General features: G+C 70.5%; 23 protein-coding genes. 10 read left to right on the forward strand and 13 right to left on the reverse strand.

Annotation, left to right across the window (positions count from 1 at the left end):
* Positions 1 to 13 precede the first annotated feature (13 nt).
* Genes BLV96_RS24045 through BLV96_RS24055 form a run of 3 tightly spaced genes read right to left on the reverse strand, consistent with a single transcriptional unit; the run spans position 14 to position 2306 of the window.
* Positions 14 to 850 (reverse strand): helix-turn-helix domain-containing protein, encoded by an 837-nt coding sequence (locus BLV96_RS24045; RefSeq protein WP_086675693.1) that lies wholly within the window; start codon positions 848 to 850, stop codon positions 14 to 16.
* A 38-nt stretch (positions 851 to 888) separates the two neighbouring features.
* On the reverse strand, positions 889 to 1602 hold the full coding sequence (locus BLV96_RS24050; protein ID WP_086675715.1) for an ABC transporter permease: 714 nt from the start codon (positions 1600 to 1602) through the stop codon (positions 889 to 891).
* Positions 1599 to 2306: an ABC transporter permease gene (locus BLV96_RS24055; RefSeq protein ID WP_086675694.1), complete on the reverse strand. Its 708-nt coding sequence runs from the start codon at positions 2304 to 2306 to the stop codon at positions 1599 to 1601. The genes BLV96_RS24050 and BLV96_RS24055 overlap by 4 nt, the downstream gene beginning before the upstream one ends.
* A 139-nt stretch (positions 2307 to 2445) precedes the next feature.
* Here BLV96_RS24055 and BLV96_RS24060 point away from each other — a divergent pair, with 139 nt between their 5' ends.
* A complete protein-coding gene (locus BLV96_RS24060) occupies positions 2446 to 3369 on the forward strand; it encodes an ABC transporter substrate-binding protein (RefSeq protein WP_086675695.1) in 924 nt (307 codons plus the stop codon).
* On the opposite strand, the gene BLV96_RS24065 is transcribed toward BLV96_RS24060, so the two are convergent.
* Positions 3366 to 4142 carry a class I SAM-dependent methyltransferase gene (locus tag BLV96_RS24065; RefSeq protein ID WP_086675696.1) on the reverse strand — a complete coding sequence of 259 codons (777 nt, stop codon included), beginning with the start codon at positions 4140 to 4142 and terminating at the stop codon, positions 3366 to 3368. The genes BLV96_RS24060 and BLV96_RS24065 overlap by 4 nt on opposite strands.
* Positions 4143 to 4171: 29 nt before the next feature.
* Positions 4172 to 4654: a MarR family transcriptional regulator gene (locus BLV96_RS24070; RefSeq protein ID WP_086675697.1), complete on the reverse strand. Its 483-nt coding sequence runs from the start codon at positions 4652 to 4654 to the stop codon at positions 4172 to 4174.
* Positions 4655 to 4704: 50 nt separating this feature from the next.
* Here BLV96_RS24070 and BLV96_RS24075 point away from each other — a divergent pair, with 50 nt between their 5' ends.
* Both BLV96_RS24075 and BLV96_RS24080 read left to right on the forward strand, forming a co-directional pair.
* Entirely contained in the window at positions 4705 to 5139 is a 435-nt protein-coding gene (locus BLV96_RS24075; protein WP_086675698.1) for an SRPBCC family protein, read from the forward strand.
* Positions 5140 to 5235: 96 nt separating this feature from the next.
* Positions 5236 to 6237: an NADP-dependent oxidoreductase gene (locus tag BLV96_RS24080; protein ID WP_086675699.1), complete on the forward strand. Its 1002-nt coding sequence runs from the start codon at positions 5236 to 5238 to the stop codon at positions 6235 to 6237.
* Here the strand turns inward: BLV96_RS24080 and BLV96_RS24085 are convergent.
* Entirely contained in the window at positions 6234 to 6857 is a 624-nt protein-coding gene (locus BLV96_RS24085) for an HAD family hydrolase (protein ID WP_086675700.1), read from the reverse strand. The two genes, BLV96_RS24080 and BLV96_RS24085, sit on opposite strands and share 4 nt — an antisense overlap.
* A 70-nt stretch (positions 6858 to 6927) precedes the next feature.
* Here BLV96_RS24085 and BLV96_RS24090 point away from each other — a divergent pair, with 70 nt between their 5' ends.
* Positions 6928 to 7260, forward strand: coding sequence for an ArsR/SmtB family transcription factor (locus BLV96_RS24090; protein WP_086675701.1), 333 nt, complete (start codon positions 6928 to 6930; stop codon positions 7258 to 7260).
* Here BLV96_RS24090 and BLV96_RS24095 read toward each other — a convergent pair.
* Both BLV96_RS24095 and BLV96_RS24100 read right to left on the reverse strand, forming a co-directional pair.
* Entirely contained in the window at positions 7229 to 7843 is a 615-nt protein-coding gene (locus BLV96_RS24095; protein WP_086675702.1) for a pyridoxamine 5'-phosphate oxidase family protein, read from the reverse strand. The genes BLV96_RS24090 and BLV96_RS24095 overlap by 32 nt on opposite strands.
* 9 nt (positions 7844 to 7852) lie before the next feature.
* Positions 7853 to 8467: a TetR/AcrR family transcriptional regulator gene (locus BLV96_RS24100; protein ID WP_086675703.1), complete on the reverse strand. Its 615-nt coding sequence runs from the start codon at positions 8465 to 8467 to the stop codon at positions 7853 to 7855.
* 90 nt (positions 8468 to 8557) lie between these two features.
* On the opposite strand from BLV96_RS24100, the gene BLV96_RS24105 reads away from it, so the two are divergent.
* The gene (locus BLV96_RS24105) at positions 8558 to 9607 is read left to right on the forward strand and encodes an NAD(P)-dependent alcohol dehydrogenase (protein ID WP_086675704.1); all 1050 of its coding nucleotides are present in this window, start codon (positions 8558 to 8560) and stop codon (positions 9605 to 9607) included.
* Positions 9608 to 9627: 20 nt separating this feature from the next.
* Here the strand turns inward: BLV96_RS24105 and purU are convergent, their stop codons facing one another.
* The 5 genes from purU to BLV96_RS24130 form a co-directional block, all read right to left on the reverse strand.
* Positions 9628 to 10494, reverse strand: coding sequence for a formyltetrahydrofolate deformylase (purU, locus tag BLV96_RS24110; RefSeq protein ID WP_086675705.1), 867 nt, complete (start codon positions 10492 to 10494; stop codon positions 9628 to 9630).
* 23 nt (positions 10495 to 10517) lie between these two features.
* On the reverse strand, positions 10518 to 10967 hold the full coding sequence (locus BLV96_RS50775) for a maleylpyruvate isomerase N-terminal domain-containing protein (RefSeq protein WP_244180472.1): 450 nt from the start codon (positions 10965 to 10967) through the stop codon (positions 10518 to 10520).
* Positions 10864 to 11565 (reverse strand): DedA family protein, encoded by a 702-nt coding sequence (locus tag BLV96_RS24120; protein WP_086675706.1) that lies wholly within the window; start codon positions 11563 to 11565, stop codon positions 10864 to 10866. Before BLV96_RS24120 ends, BLV96_RS50775 begins: the two co-directional genes overlap by 104 nt.
* Before the next feature lie 63 nt (positions 11566 to 11628).
* Positions 11629 to 12423 carry an SAM-dependent methyltransferase gene (locus tag BLV96_RS24125; protein WP_086675707.1) on the reverse strand — a complete coding sequence of 265 codons (795 nt, stop codon included), beginning with the start codon at positions 12421 to 12423 and terminating at the stop codon, positions 11629 to 11631.
* Entirely contained in the window at positions 12402 to 12908 is a 507-nt protein-coding gene (locus BLV96_RS24130) for a DUF2505 domain-containing protein (protein ID WP_086675708.1), read from the reverse strand. The genes BLV96_RS24125 and BLV96_RS24130 overlap by 22 nt, the downstream gene beginning before the upstream one ends.
* A 24-nt stretch (positions 12909 to 12932) precedes the next feature.
* On the opposite strand from BLV96_RS24130, the gene BLV96_RS24135 reads away from it, so the two are divergent.
* The 5 genes from BLV96_RS24135 (at position 12933) to BLV96_RS24155 (ending at position 17965) form a co-directional block, all read left to right on the forward strand.
* Positions 12933 to 13988: a UDP-N-acetylmuramate dehydrogenase gene (locus BLV96_RS24135; RefSeq protein WP_091389489.1), complete on the forward strand. Its 1056-nt coding sequence runs from the start codon at positions 12933 to 12935 to the stop codon at positions 13986 to 13988.
* Positions 13989 to 14147: 159 nt separating this feature from the next.
* Complete coding sequence (locus BLV96_RS24140) at positions 14148 to 15323, forward strand: L,D-transpeptidase (protein ID WP_086684664.1); 1176 nt, start codon at positions 14148 to 14150, stop codon at positions 15321 to 15323.
* A gap of 3 nt (positions 15324 to 15326) precedes the next feature.
* Positions 15327 to 16142, forward strand: coding sequence for an alpha/beta fold hydrolase (locus tag BLV96_RS24145; protein ID WP_086684661.1), 816 nt, complete (start codon positions 15327 to 15329; stop codon positions 16140 to 16142).
* An 18-nt stretch (positions 16143 to 16160) separates the two neighbouring features.
* Positions 16161 to 17465, forward strand: coding sequence for a D-inositol-3-phosphate glycosyltransferase (mshA, locus tag BLV96_RS24150; protein WP_208608308.1), 1305 nt, complete (start codon positions 16161 to 16163; stop codon positions 17463 to 17465).
* Entirely contained in the window at positions 17462 to 17965 is a 504-nt protein-coding gene (locus BLV96_RS24155) for a type III secretion system chaperone family protein (RefSeq protein WP_086684658.1), read from the forward strand. Before mshA ends, BLV96_RS24155 begins: the two co-directional genes overlap by 4 nt.
* Positions 17966 to 17993: the final 28 nt, after the last annotated feature.

The raw sequence follows: 17993 nt of genomic DNA on the forward strand, positions 1-17993 counted from the left end.
TGGTCGCCTCCTGTCAGGTTTCCGCGATCACCCGCCGGATCAGTGCGATCGAATCCGGTTCGTCCAACGCGAGATCGGCAAGATGGCGGAAAATCAGCCTAGCAGCGTTGACGTCCTTGGACTTCTCGAACTGAAGTGAGCCGAAACCGTGCTCCACGTAAGCGATGTCGGGCTCGGCGAGCCGCGGGTAGCTGAGGATGGTGAAGCTGCCGTCCCGGCCGTTGTGGAGGCCGTGGTGGAACGGCACGACCTGCACGGTGACGTTGGGCAGCTGCGCGCGCTCGATGATGTGCTCCAGCTGCGCGCACTGCTCGTTGGGCAGCAGGTCGGCGCGCCGGAGTGCGGACTCGTCGATGATCGCGTGCAGCAGGAGGGGCGGATCGTCGGTGAGCCGGGTCTGGCGGCGCCGGCGGACGGCGACCGCGTTCTCCAAGCGGCGACCGGACATCGGGTCGCGCGTGCCGCCGAAAGCCGCGCGCATCCAGGGCTCCGTCTGCAGCAACCCGGGGATGAGACCGAGCTGGTAGGTGCGGACCTCGTCGGCATCGGCTTCGAGGGGGACGTAACCCAGGTCGTTCAGGCCGTAGCCGTGCCACCAGCCCTTCTCCCAGGCGCGGTCGTACTGGCTGATCCACTCGTCGTAGTCCGAGACGATCACGCCATAGCGATCGAGGAGCGCCAAGAAGCCGTTGTAGTCCGGCAGATGGCCCAGCTCGATCCGGCTCATCTTGTTCTTGTTGAACCGCATGGGCTCACCGGCCTCGACCTGGGTGAGCCCGGCGTCCTCACGGAGCCGTCTGAGCTTGTTCGCGAGCAGGCGCTTGCGGGCGTTGGGCTTCGGCCGATCCATGCACGGATGGTAAGGCGTGACTGCGCAGGGTGAGATTCCTACGACTCGCGGCGGGCGTTCTGCAGGGCCAGACCTCGGGGTGTGGCCAAACGGGTGATGAGCGCGAAGACGCCGTCGCAGGCCAGCGCCAGGACGACCGCCGCCAGACCGCCGGCGAAGATCTCGCCGTAGCCCGACGCTCCCAGGGCGAAACCGTCGACGATGTAGCGGCCGAGGCCGCCGCCGTCGTTGACGATCGCGCCGATCGCGACCGTCGCGATCAGCTGCAGGAACGCCACCCGCGCGCCCGCCAGGATCACCGGGGACGCCAGCGGCAGTTCCAGCCGGAACATGATCTGCCCCTCGCGGTAGCCCGTGCCGCGGGCCGCGTCGACCGTCTCCTGCTCCAGCGACACCACGCCCGCGTACGTGTTCGTGAACAGCGGTGGCATCGCCAGCGCGACCAGGGCGAGCAGCAGCGGCCAGAACGTCGTGTCGACCTCCCAGCGGCTGGCCAGGAACCAGAACAGGATGATCAAGCCGAAGCTCGGGATCGCGCGGCCGATGTTCACCGCGCTGCTCGCGAGGAACGCGCCCTTGCGGTAGTGAGCCAGCCACAGCGCCGCCGGGATCGTCAGGACGGCCGCGATCACCAGGGCCAGCAACGAAAACCGGAGGTGTTCCAGCGTCCGGTACGGGATGCCGGCCTTGTCCGTCCAGCTCCAGCGGTTGGGGTCCGCGAGCCACGCGTTCAGCTGGTCGAGGAAGCTCATCGCGCGCGCACCTTCCGCGTCCACGGCGCCAGCAGGCGCTCGCTGAACCACAGCAGGAGGTCGACGATCACCGCCAGCACCACCGACAGCACCACGCCGACGATGATCTCGGTCGGGTTGGGCGTCGCCGTCTGGATGCCCGCGCGGATGAAGTAGCCCAGGCCGCCGAGGCCGAGCATCGAGGTGACCGTGACCAGGCCGATCGTCGTCACCGCGGCGACGCGCAGCCCGGCGATCACCACCGGCAGCGCGAGCGGGAGCTCGATCTGCCAGAGCAGCCGGCCGCGCGTGTAGCCCATGCCGACCGCGGCTTCGCGCACTTCGTTGGGCACCTGGTCGACGCCGGTGACGATGTTGCGGACCAGGATCAGCAGCGTGTAGGTCGCGAGCGGGATCATCGCGGTGAGGAACGTCAGCCCGAAGAACGGCACCAGCACGGCGAACGCGCCCAGGCTCGGGATCACGTACAGCGCGCCGGTCGCGCTCAGGATGACGCCGTACGACCAGCGGTACCGCAGTGAAAGCACCGCGAGCGCGATCGAGACGACCAGTCCGACGCCGAGCGCGGCCGCGGTCAGGGAGATGTGTTCGCCGAGGCGCTGGACGATGTCGTCCGCGTTGCGGTCCACCCACTTCCACTGGAAGATCGGGGGTCCGACATCGCCACTGTCGGCGGCCAGCGGGGTCACCGCGGTCACGTGCACCTGGCGACCCTACCCCGTTTGGTGGGAGCTCATTCCGGAGTTTGGGAATTCGAGGGGTTTTCTCTCAATATGTGGGCGCTTGTCGGTGGGCGGCGCTAGGGTCCTTTCGTCTGTTCGAGTGACGAAGGAGTGGGGATTCGTGCGCTGGTTCCGGAACGCGTCCGTGGTGGCGGTGGCCCTCGCGGCGACGCTCGGCTTGGCCGCCTGTGGTGGTGGCAGCGACAGCGGTGACAAGCCCGCCGCGCAGAGCAAGGGTGGCGCGCCGATCGTCGTCGCGTCCTTCAACTTCACCGACAGCCAGATCCTCGCCGAGATCTACGCGCAGGCGCTGGAAGCCAAGGGCTATCCGGTGACGCGCAAGCTGAACCTCGGGTCGCGGGAGCTGATCTACCCGTCGCTGAAGTCCGGTGAGCTGCAGTTCATCCCGGAGTACCAGGGCGCGGCGATCACGACCGGCTTCGGCAAGGAGGCGGGCAAGACCGCGCAGGAGGAGCACGACCAGCTGGCCAAGCTGTTCGAGCCCAGCGGCGTCGGCCTGCTGAACTTCGCCGCCGCGGAGGACAAGAACACCTACATCATCAAGTCCGACCTGGCCAAGGAAAAGGGCATCGCGTCGATCAGCGACCTGAAGAAGCTCGACAAGGTCGTCATGGCGGGGCCGCCGGAGTGCGAGAAGCGGCTGCCGTGCTTCCAGGGCTTCAAGGACGTCTACAAGCTGACGAACGCGACGTTCCAGACGATCCAGGAAGCCGGGCCGCGGGTCGAGCAGCTCAAGTCGGGCGCGGTCACGGTGATCCCGGTCGACTCGGTCAGCCCGCTGACCGGCGACTCGAACTACACGGTGCTCAAGGACGACCTGAACATCGTCCCGACGGAGAACGTCGTGCCGGCGGTGAACAAGAAGGTGCTCGACGAGCGCGGCGCCGACTTCGCGACCGCGGTGAACGCCGTGAGCGCGAAGCTGACGACGGACGTGATGCGGGACCTGAACAAGCGCGTCGACTCCGACGGCGAGAAGGCCGCCGACGTCGCGAAGGACTGGCTGGCGCAGGCCGGTCTCTAAGCGGTCCCGCGCACGACCCAGGCGCTCGCCGAAAGCGGGATCGAGCCGTCCGGGTTGGTCGGCAGGCGGCTGCGCAGGAGTTCACGGATCTGGTTCCGGCGTGCCTCGGGAAGAGTCGCGAGGTACGCCGGGGCCGGGCCCTGGGCGCCGAGGAACGGCCGCCAGTAGTCGTCGAAGTTCCGGAACACCGTCGGGATCTTGATCTCGCCGACGCTCACGTCGGCGAGGCCCGCCTCCGTCCACAAGCGACCCATCGGCTCCGGGCGGCACAGCGGGAACCGGCGGCCTTCGTGCCGGTCCGCGGTCCCCGGGTCCAGCTCGGTGGCGGTGTCCCAGAAGAGGCGGATCAGCTCCATCCCCTCCGCGAGGTCCCACAGGTACGCGGCCGCGAGTCCACCCGGGACGGTCACCCGGGCGATCTCCGCCGCCGCGGCGGCCGGGTCCGGGACGAAGTTCAGCACCAGCCCCGAGACCGTCACGTCGAAGCGGTCGTCGGGGAACGGCAGCTCGCGCGCGTCGGCGACCTCGAACGTCGCTCGCGGGTCCGTCACCGACTCGCGGGCCGTTTTCAGGAAGCCTTCCGACGGGTCGACGCCCACCACCTCGGCCGGGTCGGCCGCCGTCAGGACCGCCGACGTCAGCGCGCCCGTGCCGCAGCCGACGTCGAGCCAGCGCCGGCTCGCCGGGACGTCGAGCCGGCGGACGAACGTCGCCGCGATCCGGCGGCTCCACCGGCCGATGTAGGCCTCGTACGCGTCGCCTGACTGCCACATACGCTGAGTACAGCACAGAAAACCGCTGGTCAGCCGTTAGCGAGATCACCCGTCGCGGTGTTGCCCGCTGACGTCGCGCGCCGCAGGAACCCGGCGATCAACGCCAGCTCCTCCTCGCTGTAGTCCGCGCACAGCTCGTCCATCGCGGTGTTCATGCCCGCGTAGAGCCGGAACAGCTCGCCGTTGCGGCCGCGGACCGCGCGCACCGCGACCGCTCGCCGGTCCGCCGCTTCCGGGTCGCGCTCGCGGACGATCCAGCCGCCCTTCTGCAGGCGGTCGAGGATGCCGGTCATCGTCGCCGGGTGCAGCCCCGCGCGGCGGGCCAGGGCGCTCGGGCTCAGCGGGCCGTGGTGGGCGATCAGCTCGAGGCAGTCCAGGTCGACGTCCTTGAGCGCCAGGTGGGCGCTGACCTGGTGGTTCAGCAGGGAAAGCTGGTTGCGCAGCTCGCGCAGCGACTCCTTGACCTCGACCGTCGACCGGCGCCGTCGGGTGGCGTCCGGGGTGGCGGTCATGGACGTCAGCCTACTGTGGTCACGATCGGTACCCCGGGCAAAGGAGTGAAATGGGAAAGGTCACGGCCACCGCGGAGCGCACCATCGACGCCCCGGCGGACAAGGTGCGCGCGCTCGTCGCCGACTACGCCGAAACGCGTCCGAAGCTGCTCACCGAGCACTACCGCGACTACCAGGTGACCGAGGGCGGTGTCGGCGCCGGGACCAAGGCGAGCTGGAAGCTGCAGGCGACGTCGAAGCGGGTGCGGGACGTGGCCGCGACCGTCAGCGAGCCCCGGCCGGGCACGCTGGTCGAGACCGACGCGAACTCCAGCATGGTCACCACCTGGACGGTCACCGAAGCGGGTGAACGCAGTGTCGTGAAGATCGAGACTTCGTGGGACGGTGCCGGGGGTATCGGTGGCTTCTTCGAGAAGACGTTCGCGCCCGGTGGGCTCAAGAAGATCTACGACGGCGTCTTGGGAAAGCTCGACGAGATCGTGTGACCAGTCACAATCGGAATGTGCGCCCCGGTTAGCTGGTTGACTCGGAAGGAATCCGGGGCGCTTGCCCCGCTTCGACAGAGTTGAGGAGTTTCGACGGTGACCGCAGCGACCGAAATCAGGCTGGCTTCCCGCCCGCACGGCGTCCCGACGCACGACAACTTCGACGTCGTGGACACCGAGGTCCCCACCGCGGGCGAGGGCCAGATCCTGGTGCGCAACCTGATCATGAGCGTCGACCCGGCCATGCGCGGCCGCATGCGGGACGTGAAGTCCTACGCGCCGCCGTTCGAGGTCGGTGAGGTCATGTCCGGCGGGGCGGTCGGCGAGGTCGTCGAGTCCCATGTGGACGGTGTTTCGCCGGGTGACCACGTTTTGCACCAGGCCGGCTGGCGCACCCACGCCGTCCTCGACGACAAGCGGTTCGTCAAGGTGGACGCGTCCGCCGCGCCGCTGTCGACCTACCTCGGCGTGCTCGGCATGCCGGGCCTGACCGCGTACGCGGGCCTGCTGGAGTCGGCGGAGTTCAAGCCGGGCGACACGGTGTTCGTCTCGGGCGCGGCCGGCGCGGTCGGCTCGCTCGTCGGGCAGCTCGCGAAGCTGAAGGGCGCCAAGCGCGTCATCGGCTCGGCGGGTTCGCCGGAGAAGGTCCGTCACCTGATCGACGACCTCGGCTTCGACGCCGCCTTCAACTACAAGGACGGCCCGGTCGCTTCTCAGCTCCACGAAGCGGCGCCGGAGGGCATCGACGTCTACTTCGACAACGTCGGCGGCGAGCACCTCGAAGCGGCGATCGACGCGATCAACCTGCACGGCCGGATCGCCGTCTGCGGCATGATCTCGCAGTACAACGCCACCGAGGCGACGCCGGCGCCGCGCAACCTCGCGCAGATCATCGCCAAGCGGCTCACCATCCGCGGCCTGCTGGTGCTCGACCACTGGGGCCTGCAGCAGCAGTTCGTCACCGAGATCGCGCCGCTGGTGAAGTCCGGTGAGATCAAGTACTCGGAGACGTTCGTCGACGGCATCCGCAACGCGCCGGAGGCGTTCCTCGGCCTGCTGTCGGGCGCGAACACCGGCAAGATGCTGGTCCGGCTCTAAAGCAATTCGGCAAGCTCCGGCAGGGTCGACGCGGTGTAGGTGGGCGCGGGCGAGCCGGGCAGCGGGTGGACCCCGGGACGGGTGAGCAACGCCGTCTCGAGCCCCGCGGCCTGGGCGCCCGCGATGTCCCAGTCGTGCGCCGCGATCATGACCGCTTTCTGTCCGGGGTAGGCGGCGGTGACCTGGTGGTACGGCTCGGGCGCGGGCTTGAGGCGCCCAACCTGCTCGGCCGAGAAGATCCGGTCGAGCAGCGGCGCCAGCCCGGCGTTCTGCAGCTGGGCTTCGGCGGTGGCGAGCGGCGAGTTCGTCAGGGCGACGAGGGTGTGGCCCTTTTCGTGCAGTTTCGCCAGGCCGGGCTCGACGTCCGGGTGGGCGGGCATCGACCGCAGGCCCGCGGCGACCTTCGCGAGGTCGACGTCCCGGCCGTGCCGCGCGGCGACCTTCACGGCGGCCGCGCCCGCGATGCCCGCGAAGTCCTGGTAGCCGCCGGTGGCCGTGACGGTCAGGACCGTGTGGATGGCGAGGCCGAACCACTCGCGCCGCAGCTCGGGGCCGCCGACCAGGGGATCCATGGCGGCGAGGTCGAGCAGGGTCTCGTTGACGTCGAAGACGCACAGCATGCGGGACTCCGGAGGTTCGAAGGTGCTCGTACCTCGTCGAAGGTACGACAGCTGCCGTACCATGTCCAGCATGCCTGGTGACCTGCCCACCCCGGAGCTGGCCGACGTCGACCTCGGCACGGCGCTGTCCGCCCTCGCCGACCCGCACCGCCGCGCGGTGGTGCTGGAGCTCGTGGCCGGGGACGGCGGCGAGCGGGCGTGCTCCTCGTTCCCGCTGCCGATCGCCAAATCGACCCGCACGCACCACTGGCGCGTGCTGCGCGAGGCCGGCCTGGTCCGCCAGCGCGACGCGGGCAACGGCACGTTCGTGCGGCTGCGCCGGGACGAGTTCGACGCGCGGTTCCCCGGTTTGCTGGACGTGGTCGCCGGGATCAGTACTGCTGGCTCAGCGACCTTTCGTTGAGGTCCGCGTCCAGGTCTTCCGCGGAAACCGGCAGCGCCAGCTGGTCGCGCAGGATCGTGCCCAGCGTCGGCAGGGTCGAGCGCTCCGGCCACGTCGACGGGTCCCACAGCGACGACCGCAGGAACGCCTTCGCGCAGTGCATGTAGAGCTCTTCGACCTCGACGACCACCGCGAGCTTCGGCCGCTTCCCCCGCACGACGAGGTCGTCGAAGAACGGTGCGTCCGACAGCAGCTTCGCGCGGCCGTTCACACGGAGCGTCTCGTTCATCCCCGGCACCAGGAACAACAGCCCCGCGTGCGGGTTGTCGATGATGTTCCGGAAGCTGTCGATCAGCTTGTTGCCCGGCCGGTCGGCGAGCACCAGCGTCTTCTCGTCGAGCACCAGGACCGAGCCCGCCGGGTCGCCGCGCGGTGAGACGTCGCAGCCGCCGTCCGGGGCCGAGGTGGCCAGCAGCACGAACGGCGAGTGCGCGATCAAGGTCCGCGCGTGCTCGTCGATGTGGTCGATGATCTTCCGCCGCGTGGTCGGCTTCGCTTCGCCGATCAGCTCCCGCAAGGCCTCGTGTGAGTCGATGATCCCCATGCGTCCACGCTAGCGGTGGTCACCGACAATCCGGCGGCCCGCGATCGCGACCCGCGCGGCCTCCGACGACTTCTTCACCACCAGGTCCACCGGATACCCGTGCTTCACGAAGACCCCGTCCAGCTGGAACGTGCCGTAGCCGTGGGCCTGGGTGAACAGCTGCTCCATCAGCTCCAGCGCCGTCGCCGGGTCGGGCGCGACCACCAGGCAGCGCAGGAGGAACTCGTCGGTCAGCCGCCGGGTCTGCTCGTGCAGCGTGACGTGCTCCGGGCCGTGCAGGCCCTCGGCGTAGATCACGTTCATCCCCGCCCGGCGCTCGATCAGGTAACGCGTGTACGCGCCCGCCGCCGCGGCCAAGGCGTCCACCGGGTCTTCGTGCTCGCCCGCCGCCGAAGCGACGCGCTCGGCGAGCTGGCACGCGATGTTCGCCGCGACCTCGGCCAGCAGGCTCTCCCGCGTGGGGAAGTGCCGGTAGGGCGCGCCAGGACTGACCTTCGCCCGCCGCGCGACCTCCGCGACCGAGAAGCCGGCCAGACCCTGCTCCGCGATCAGGTCCAGGGATACGCGCACGAGCTCGCCGCGGAGATCGCCGTGGTGGTACTTGCCGCCCATGACCTGGATCACATCTCTCGTTCGAAATATGTAAGAGGGCTCTTACGTAGACCATGTAAGAGGCCTCTTACGAGGCAACGGTACTTGAAGTTGGAGGGTTCCATGAGCACCACCACGCACGCCATCGCCGCTCCGGCGCCGGGCGCGCCGCTGGCGCCGACCACGATCGAGCGCCGTGACCTGCGTCCGGACGACGTGCTGATCGACATCGCCTTCGCCGGCATCTGCCACAGCGACATCCACCAGGCCCAGGAGGACTGGGGCCAGGCGATCTTCCCGATGGTCCCGGGCCACGAGATCGCCGGCGTCGTCGCCGCGGTCGGGTCGGACGTCACGAAGTACCAGGTCGGCGACCGCGTCGGCGTCGGCTGCATGGTCGACTCCTGCGGCGAGTGCGAGTACTGCCTGGCCGGCACCGAGCAGTTCTGCGTCAAGGGCAACGTCCAGACGTACAACGGCGTCGGCTTCGACGGCGAGAACACCTACGGCGGCTACAGCAACCAGATCGTCGTGAAGGACGCCTTCGTCTGCCGCATCCCGGAGGGCATCGACCTCGACGTCGCCGCGCCGCTGCTGTGCGCGGGCATCACCACCTACTCGCCGCTGCACCACTGGGGCGCCGGCCCGGGCAAGAAGGTCGCCGTGATCGGCCTCGGCGGGCTCGGCCACATGGCCGTCAAGATCGCCGCCGCCATGGGTGCCGAGGTGACCGTGCTGAGCCAGAGCCTCAAGAAGCAGGAGGACGGGCTCAAGCTCGGCGCCACGGAGTACTACGCGACCAGCGACGAAGCCACGTTCGACGTCCTGCGCGGCAAGTTCGACGTCATCCTCAACACCGTGTCGGCCAAGCTGCCGATCGACAGCTACCTCGGCCTGCTGAAGGTCGGCGGCGCGATGGTGAACGTCGGCGCGCCGGGCGAGCCGCTGAACTACAACGCGTTCTCGCTGCTGGGCGGCAACAAGGTGCTGGCCGGCTCGATGATCGGCGGCATCGCCGAGACCCAGGAGATGCTGGACTTCTGCGCGAAGCACGGCATCGGCGCGGAGATCGAGACGATCTCGGCCGACAAGGTCAACGAGGCCTACGAGCGCGTCGAGAACTCCGACGTCCGCTACCGGTTCGTCATCGACGCTTCGACCATCGGCGCGTGATCGAAGGCACGGCAACCGCGTCAGAACACGACGGTGCGGTTGCCGTGCACCAGCACGCGGTTCTCCAGGTGCCACCGGAGACCGCGGGCCAGCGTCACCTTCTCGATGTCGCGGCCCTTGCGGACCATGTCCTCGACCGAGTCGCCGTGGTCGACGCGGATGACGTCCTGGTCGATGATCGGGCCCGCGTCGAGGTCCGCCGTCACGTAGTGGCACGTCGCGCCGACCAGCTTCACGCCGCGCGTGTGGGCCTGGTGGTACGGCTTCGCGCCGATGAACGACGGCAGGAAGCTGTGGTGGATGTTGATCGCCCGGCCGGCCCACTCGCGGCACAGGTCGGCCGGGAGGATCTGCATGAACCGGGCCAGCACGACCGCGTGCGGCTCGTGCTCGTCGACGAGCTTGCGGACGTGCTCGAAGGCCTCGGCCTTGCCGTCGGCCGGGAACGGCACGTGGTGGAACGGGATCCCGTGCGCGCGCGTGATGTCGGCCAGGGACTCGTGGTTGCCGATCACCGCGGCGATGTCGACGTCCAGCTCGCCGGACGCGACCCGGCCGAGCAGGTCGTAGAGGCAGTGCCCGGCCTTCGACACGAGGACCACCGCGCGGCGCCGCTCGCCGGTGTCGCTGACCTGCCAGCTCGACTCGGCGGAGAGGTCCGCGGCCACCTCGCCGAAGCGGGCGCGCAGCTCGGCGGCGTCGAAGGGCAGTGAGTCGGCCCGGACGACCTGGCGGGTGAAGAACCAGCCGGTGTCCGGGTCGGTGTGGTAGGCCGCTTCGACGATCCAGCCGCCGTGCTCGGCGAGGAACCCGGAGATCCGGGCGATGATGCCGGTGCGGTCGGGGCAGCCGAAGGTGATGACGTAGCGGCGTTCGGGAGCGGTCACGACGGCATTCTCCCCCGCGCAGGTCAGACGGCCGGGAGCCGGTCCCCGCTGCCGCACCCGGCCGAACCCGGCAGTACGACGGCGCAAACCATGTCGTCGGCCCCCTGGGCGAACTCGGGGGACAGGCGCGCCGGCACGGGCCGGGCGAGGGCGGATTCGGCGTCGAGGCGGTGGATCGCCGTGGCGTGGGCCAATCGGCCGGTCCACGGCGATCCGGGGTCTCGCACCAGGGCTTCGCGCAGAGCGAGTCGCTGCCCATCCCACCACCCGAGCACGTCTGCCCACTCCAGTGGCGGCGACGGTGCCACCGGCCGGTCCAGGACCAGGCCGACCGCGGCGCAGTGCACGGAAGCGACGTGCGTCACCAGGTCATGGACAGTCCACTTCGGACAGTTCGGCACCCTCGCCGCCGGACCCGCCTTCAGCGCCGCCCGCTTCAGCGCGTCGGCGTGGACGTCGATCGCTTCGAGCATGGGCCGACCGTAGCCGCCTTCCCGTCTCGATGGCGAAAATTAGGCCCAGGCCGAGGCTGGACGACAGCAGCAGGCCCTTCACCGGCTCGTCGGCGAACGCGGCTCCGCCCGCCAGGCCGATCAACACGCTGTACACCGCCCAGATCGCCGCGCCGGCCAGGTCGAGCGGGACGAACCGGCGCAGCGGGTAGCCGAGGCTGCCGTTCGCGAGTGCGCTGGCCACACGGCCGCCCGGCAGGTACCGCGCCGCCACGATCAGCAGGCCGCCGTTGCGCCGCACCTGGTCACGGGCCCATTCGTAGCGCCGGTGCCCGTCGCCCCCGCGCTGCAGCCGGGCGATCGCCCGCGGCCCGGCGAGCCGGCCGACGGCGTACCCGAGGCAGTCGCCGGCCCACGCGCCGGTCGCGGCGACCACGGCGAGCAGCGTCAGGTCCGCGAGGTCGGGGCCGAGCAGCACCGCGACGGTCACGACGGTCGTCTCGCTGGGCATGAACGGCAGCAGCGCGTCCAGCCCGGACACGGCGAAGACGAGCACCCACAGCCACGGCGAACCGAGCGCGCCGCGCAGCAGCTCGGTGACGTGCCCCAGGAGTTCCACGGTTCCATGGTGATCACCGCAGGTCACTTCGGGGTGACGCAGTGGGGGTGGACCGGTGAACGTTCAGGCGGGAGCCACCGCGGACCACGGAATCGTCAGCTCGCCCGGCCGGATCCGCGGGTCCGGCACCGGCCAGCCGCGTGCGGCCAGGAGCCGGACCGTCTCCAGCCAGCGCGAGCGGACGCCGAACCCCTGGTGCGGCGCGGCCGTCGCCCAGCAGGTGTCGAGCGACGTCAGGAACGCGTGGATCCGCTCGCCCGGGACGTTCCGGTGGATCAGCGCCTTCGGCAGCCGCTCGGCGATCGTCGACGGCTTCTCCAGCCCCGCCAGCCGCATCGACAGCGTCAGCGACACCGGGCCGTCGGAGGACACGAGCACCCACGTCGACAGCCGGCCGATCTCGTCGCACGTGCCCTCGACCAGCAGGCCGCCCGGCGCCATCGAATCCAGCACCAGCGCCCACGCGCCACCGACCTCGTCCTCCGCGTACTGGCGCAGCACGTTGAACGCCCGGACCAGCACCGGCCGCGTCCCGGCCAGCTCGAACCCGCCGCGGCGGAAGTCCAGCGACGGCGGCGACGCGGCCGGCAACGCAGCAGCCACCCGCACCGGGTCCAGCTCCAGGCCCAGCACCCGGACGTCCGGCCGGACGCGCCGCAGCCACCGGGCCAGCTCGACCGTCGTCACCGGGGAAGCGCCGTACCCCAGGTCGACGACCAGCGGTGATGTGCCCGCGCGCAGCAGCCGGGTCGTCGCGGGGGAGTACGTGATCCAGCGGTCGACCCGGCGGAGGCGGTTCGGGTTGGTCGTGCCGCGGGTCGGCGCGCCGACCGGGCTCAGTTTGCTTCGGTGAGCCACTTCGCCGTGAACTCGCCTTCGCGCTCCAGCAGCTTCGTGACCTGCTCGGCGATCACGGCCTCCAGCTTCTTGCCGAACAGCGGGACCCGCATGGTCACCTCGCCGCTGGTCCGGAACACCGTCTTGCCGTCGCCGGCCAGGAGCGCCGTCCGCGCGGAGATCTCGCCGGGGACCCCGCCGACCTCGACGGTCGCGTTGCCCTGGCGGCCGGTCCCGTCGTTGCTCACGCGCCAGGTCTGCGTGCGGGTCACCATCAGGTCGCCCTTGTGCAGCGCCCGGACCGCCTGCGGGAGGTTCTCCGCCCGGATCCCCTGGCGCAGGGTGTAGCGCAGGTCCGTGCCGGACTCCTCGTACGACAGCAGCGCGGCACCGTGCCCGCCGAGCTGCTCGAGCCGCGCGCGCAGGGCGGCTTCACCGGCGACCGCCGCGTACGTCGCGGCGACGTCGGCGGAGTACTCAGCGCGGTGCTCGATCCGGGATCCCATGAGCCGGACAGTACCGTCAGACGCGTGAACACCGCCCGTACTCCCGCACCGCCGAAGCTCTCCGCGTACACGACGCTGCGCCTCGGCGGCCCCGCCCGCCGGTTCGTCAGCGCCGTGACCAGCGAAGACCTCGTCGCGGCGGTCCGCGAGGCCGACGCGGCCGGCGAGCCGGTGCTGCTGCTCGGCGGCGGCTCCAACCTGGTGGTGGCGGACGCGGGGTTCGACGGCACGCTCGTCGAGGTGGCCAACACCGGCTGGCGCCGCGACGGGGACGTCGTGGAGGTCGAGGCCGGCCAGAACTGGGACGCGTTCGTCGCCGGCCTGGTCGAAGCGGGCCTGGGCGGGCTCGAATGCCTCTCCGGCATCCCGGGCAGCGTCGGCGCGACGCCGATCCAGAACGTGGGCGCGTACGGCTGCGAAGTCGCGGAGTCGATCGTCTCGCTGGAGCTGTACGACCGCCGGACGCGCGAAGTGCGCACGCTCAAGGCCGACGAGCTCGGCTTCGCCTACCGCACCAGCGTCCTGAAGGGCACCGACAGCGGTGTCGTCCTCTCGGTCCGCTTCGAGATCCGCGAAGACGGCCTCTCCGCGCCTATCCGCTACGCCGAACTGGCGCGCACGCTCGGCGTCGAGATCGGCGCCCGCGTCCCGGCGGCCGACGCGCGCGAAGCCGTGCTGAAGCTGCGTCGCGGCAAGGGCATGGTGCTCGACGCGGACGACCACGACACGTGGAGCGCGGGCTCCTTCTTCACCAACCCGATCGTCCCGTCGGCTTCGGCCGAAGCGGTCCTCGCCCGGATCGCCGAGACCGTCGGGACGGACGCGCCGCAGTACCCCGCCGACGGCGGCGTCAAGCTGTCGGCGGCCTGGCTGATCGAGCGCGCCGGCTTCGCCAAGGGTTACCCCGGTCCGGGGAACCGCGTCTCGCTGTCGACGAAGCACACCCTCGCCCTCACCAACCGCGGCGACGCGTCGACGGACGACCTGCTGGCCCTGGCCCGCGAGATCCGCGACGGCGTTTTCGCCCGGTTCGGCGTCGAGCTGCACCCCGAACCGCTCTTGATCAACTGCGTCATTTGAGCCGAACCGGGCAACCTGGACGTGTATGGGACGTCTTTGTCGACAAACGCGTAACCACCTGATCGGATGGTCTTCACCTTTCGGGAGGTAACGTCGGGCGGGTCACCAGCGCTATGGGCGTGGGCTCGCTGGTCGGCGGGGGAAACTCGGGAGGTTTCGGTGATCGAACGGCGCACGGTCTTCAAGGCCGCTCTGGCGGCGGGGGCCGCCCTGGTCGCCGCGGCGTGTTCGAGCACGAACGACGGCACCGCGCTGCCCACCGGCGCGGCCGGTGCCGACGGCGGCGGGGCGCAGCCAGTGGCGAAGATCACGGCCGAGCCCGCCGTCAACGCCAAGGACGCTTCGGTCCTCACGCCGGTAACCGTCAAGGTCGCCGACGGCAAGCTCACCGAGTGCAAGGTAACCGCCGACGGCGGCAAGGCCGTCAAGGGCGACACCGCACCGGACGGGCTCACCTGGACCAGCTCCGAGCCGCTCGGCTACGGCAAGACCTACACCTACGCGGCCAAGGCCACCGGCAGCGACGGCAAGCCGGTCGAGCTCACCGGCACGTTCACCACGATCAACCCGGCCAAGCAGGTCCGCGCCACGCTCAACCCGGCCGACAACCAGCAGGTCGGCGTGGCCATGCCGATCAGCGTCAAGTTCGCGTCGCCGGTCAAGGACCGCAAGGCCGTCGAGAAGGCCCTGTCCGTGAAGACGGACAAGGAGATCGAGGGCGCCTGGGGCTGGCTGTCGGACAGCCAGGTCGACTACCGGCCGAAGGAGTACTGGCCGCAGAACATCACCGTGAGCGTCGAGGCGAAGCTCTACGGCGTCGAGCTCGGCGGCGGCGCGTACGGCAAGGCCGACGTCACCACGAAGTTCAAGATCGGCCGCAACCAAGTGGTCAAGGTCAACACCCCGGACCACCAGATGCACGTCTACCGGGGCGGCTCGCAGGTCAAGAGCTACCCGTGCGCGAACGGCCTGGACGCCGAGGTCGACCGCAACACCCCCAACGGCACCTACATCATCATGAGCAAGGAGCCGACGGCCGTCTTCGACAACGCCCGCTACGGCTACACGAACGTCAACAAGAAGTGGGCCTGCCGGTTCTCCAACCACGGCGAGTACATCCACGAGAACCAGGACAACGCGGCCAACATCGGGAAGAACAACAACTCCCACGGCTGCGTCAACCTCCTGGAAGCCGACGCCAAGGATTACTTCGACTCCGCGCTGGTCGGCGACCCGGTCGAGATCACCGGCTCCCAGCTGGGCGCGCCGATGGCCTCGGACGTCAAGGACTGGAACTACAGCTGGTCGGCCTGGAAGTCGCTGGGAGCGAAGTAAGCCGTGCGCACCGAAGTCGTCGGGCACGGCGGGGTCCGGCTCGGCCTGCGGGTCGAGGGAGCCGAGAACAGCAGGCCGATCGTGTTCGTGCACGGCTGGGCGCAGTCGGGCGCGTGCTGGGCGGCGCAGCTGGCCGACCCGGCGCTGACCGAGCGGTTCCGGCTGGTCGCGATGGACCTGCGCGGCCACGGCGCCTCCGACGTCCCGGCGGCCGGCTACGACGACCCGGTGGCCTGGGCCGGTGACCTCGCGGCGGTGCTCGACTTCGCCGGGCCGGGCGCGATCGTCGTCGCCTGGTCGTACGGCGGCCTGGTGCTCGCCGACCACATCCGGGTGCACGGCACCGCACGCCTGCGCGGCGTCGTGCTCGTCGGCGCCATCACCGAGATCGGCCGCGACCGGCCGGGCGGGCGCGTCGGCCCGCTGATGCGCGAGCACATGCGCGCCATGCTTTCGGACGATCCGGACATCGCGGTCCCCGCCCTGACCGAGTTCAGCCGCGGGATGGTCGCCCGTCCGGTACCCGGAACACAGGCCCAAGCCCTCCTCGGCGCTTCTTTGAGCGTGCCTCCCGCGGTGCGTTCGGCGCTGTTCCGCCGGGACGTCGGCAGCGAAGACGTGCTGGTCAGGCTGGACAAACCCACCCTGGTCGCGCACGGGACGGCCGACCGCGTGATCGAGCCGTCGACGGCCGAGCACTCCCTCGGGAAGATTCCGGGCGCTGTCGGGCGTTGGTTCCTTGACGGGGGGCATGCGCCCTTCGCCGAGTCCGCGGACGAGTTCGACGCGGTACTGCGGCAGTTCGCCGAGGAATGCTGACGCGGGAGACGTGACCAGGTGACCAGCTACACCCGGGGGTACAACGCTGCCCCTCGCCGGATCGCCGTGTTATCCGTGCACACTTCGCCGCTCGAGCAGCCGGGCACCGGCGACGCCGGCGGGATGAACGTGTACATCAGCCAGACGGCGACCGAAATGGCCCGCCGCGGCGTCGAGGTCGAGGTGTTCACCCGCGCGACGGCGTCCGGCCAGCCGCCGGTGGCCGAGCTGGCGCCGGGCGTGACCGTCCGGCACGTCCAGGCCGGGCCGTTCGAGCCGCTGGGCCGCGACGAGCTGCCCGCCCAGCTGTGCGCGTTCACCTCCGGCGTGCTGCGCACCGAGGCGTTCCACGAACCCGGGTACTACGACCTCATCCACTCGCACTACTGGCTCTCGGGCCAGGTCGGCTGGCTCGCCCGCGACCGCTGGTCGGTGCCGCTGGTGCACACCGCGCACACGCTGGCGAAGGTCAAGAACGCCGCGTTGGCCGAGGGCGACAAGCCCGAGCCGCGGCTGCGCGTGATCGGCGAGGAGCAGGTGGTCGCCGAGGCCGACCGGCTCGTCGCGAACACCGCGGTCGAGGCGCGTCAGCTCGTCGACCTCTACGACGCCGCGCCGGAGGCCGTGCACGCCGTGCCGCCGGGAGTCGACCTCGACCGCTTCACACCGGGCTCCCAGGCTGCCGCGCGCGCTTCTCTCGGTCTCGCCGACGACGACGTCGTCCTGGCGTTCGCCGGGCGGATCCAGCCGCTGAAGGCACCGGACGTCCTGCTGCACGCCGCCGCGGCCCTGCTGCGCCGGCGTCCCGAACTGGCGCCGCAGCTGGTCGTGCTGGTCGTCGGCGGGCCGTCGGGCACCGGGCTGGAGCAGCCGCAGGCCCTGCGTGAGCTGGCCGTTTCGCTCGGCATCGAGCGGCAGGTGCGGTTCCTGCCGCCGCAGCCCGGGGAAGCGCTCGCCCGCGTGTTCCGCGCCGCCGACGTCGTCGCGGTGCCCAGCTACAACGAGTCGTTCGGCCTGGTCGCGCTGGAGGCGCAGGCCTGCGGGACGCCGGTGGTCGCGGCCGAGGTCGGCGGGCTGCCGGTCGCCGTGCCGCACGGCGTGTCCGGCCTGCTGGTGCCCGGCCACGGCGCCGACGAGTGGGCGGACGCGCTGGCCGCGGTCGCCCTGCGCCCGGACCGGCGGGCCGAACTGGGTGCCAACGCCGTCGTGCACGCGCGGCGGTTCTCCTGGCGTCGCACGACGGACGCGCTCCTGGACATCTATGCTCAGGCGACGAGCGCGTTCTCCCGCGCGCTGGACCTGCGCGCGGAGGTGGCGGTGTGAGCCTGGACCAGCTGATCCAGTCTACTTTGGACTCTGCCGAGCTGAAGTACGACAAACGCGGTCCCGGCAAGTACTTCGTCACGCTGCCCGGCACGAAGAAGCTGCAGACGAACGCGTGGCTCGTCGACGGCGACCACGCGTTCTCGGTGGAGGCCTTCGTCTGCCGCCGTCCCGATGAGTCCCATGAGGACGTTTACCGGTTCCTGTTGCAGCGCAACGCGAAGCTCTACGGCGTGCACTACACAGTGGACAGTCTGGGTGACATCTACCTGGTCGGCCGGTTCGGCAAGGAGACGATGTCCGCCGACGAGCTGGACAAGGTCCTCGGCCAGGTCCTGGAGGCCGCCGACGGCGACTTCAACACGCTGCTGGAGATCGGCTTCGCGACGTCGATCAAGCGCGAGTGGGACTGGCGCGTCTCCCGCGGCGAGTCACTGGCCAACCTGCAGGCGTTCAAGCACCTCGCGGAGCCGCGCGAACCGGGCTTGACCGAGTCGTGACCCGAGCCGTGCAACGGCCCTGAACCGG

It is taken from the genome of Amycolatopsis pretoriensis (assembly GCF_900107925.1).
Classification (GTDB): domain Bacteria; phylum Actinomycetota; class Actinomycetes; order Mycobacteriales; family Pseudonocardiaceae; genus Amycolatopsis; species Amycolatopsis pretoriensis.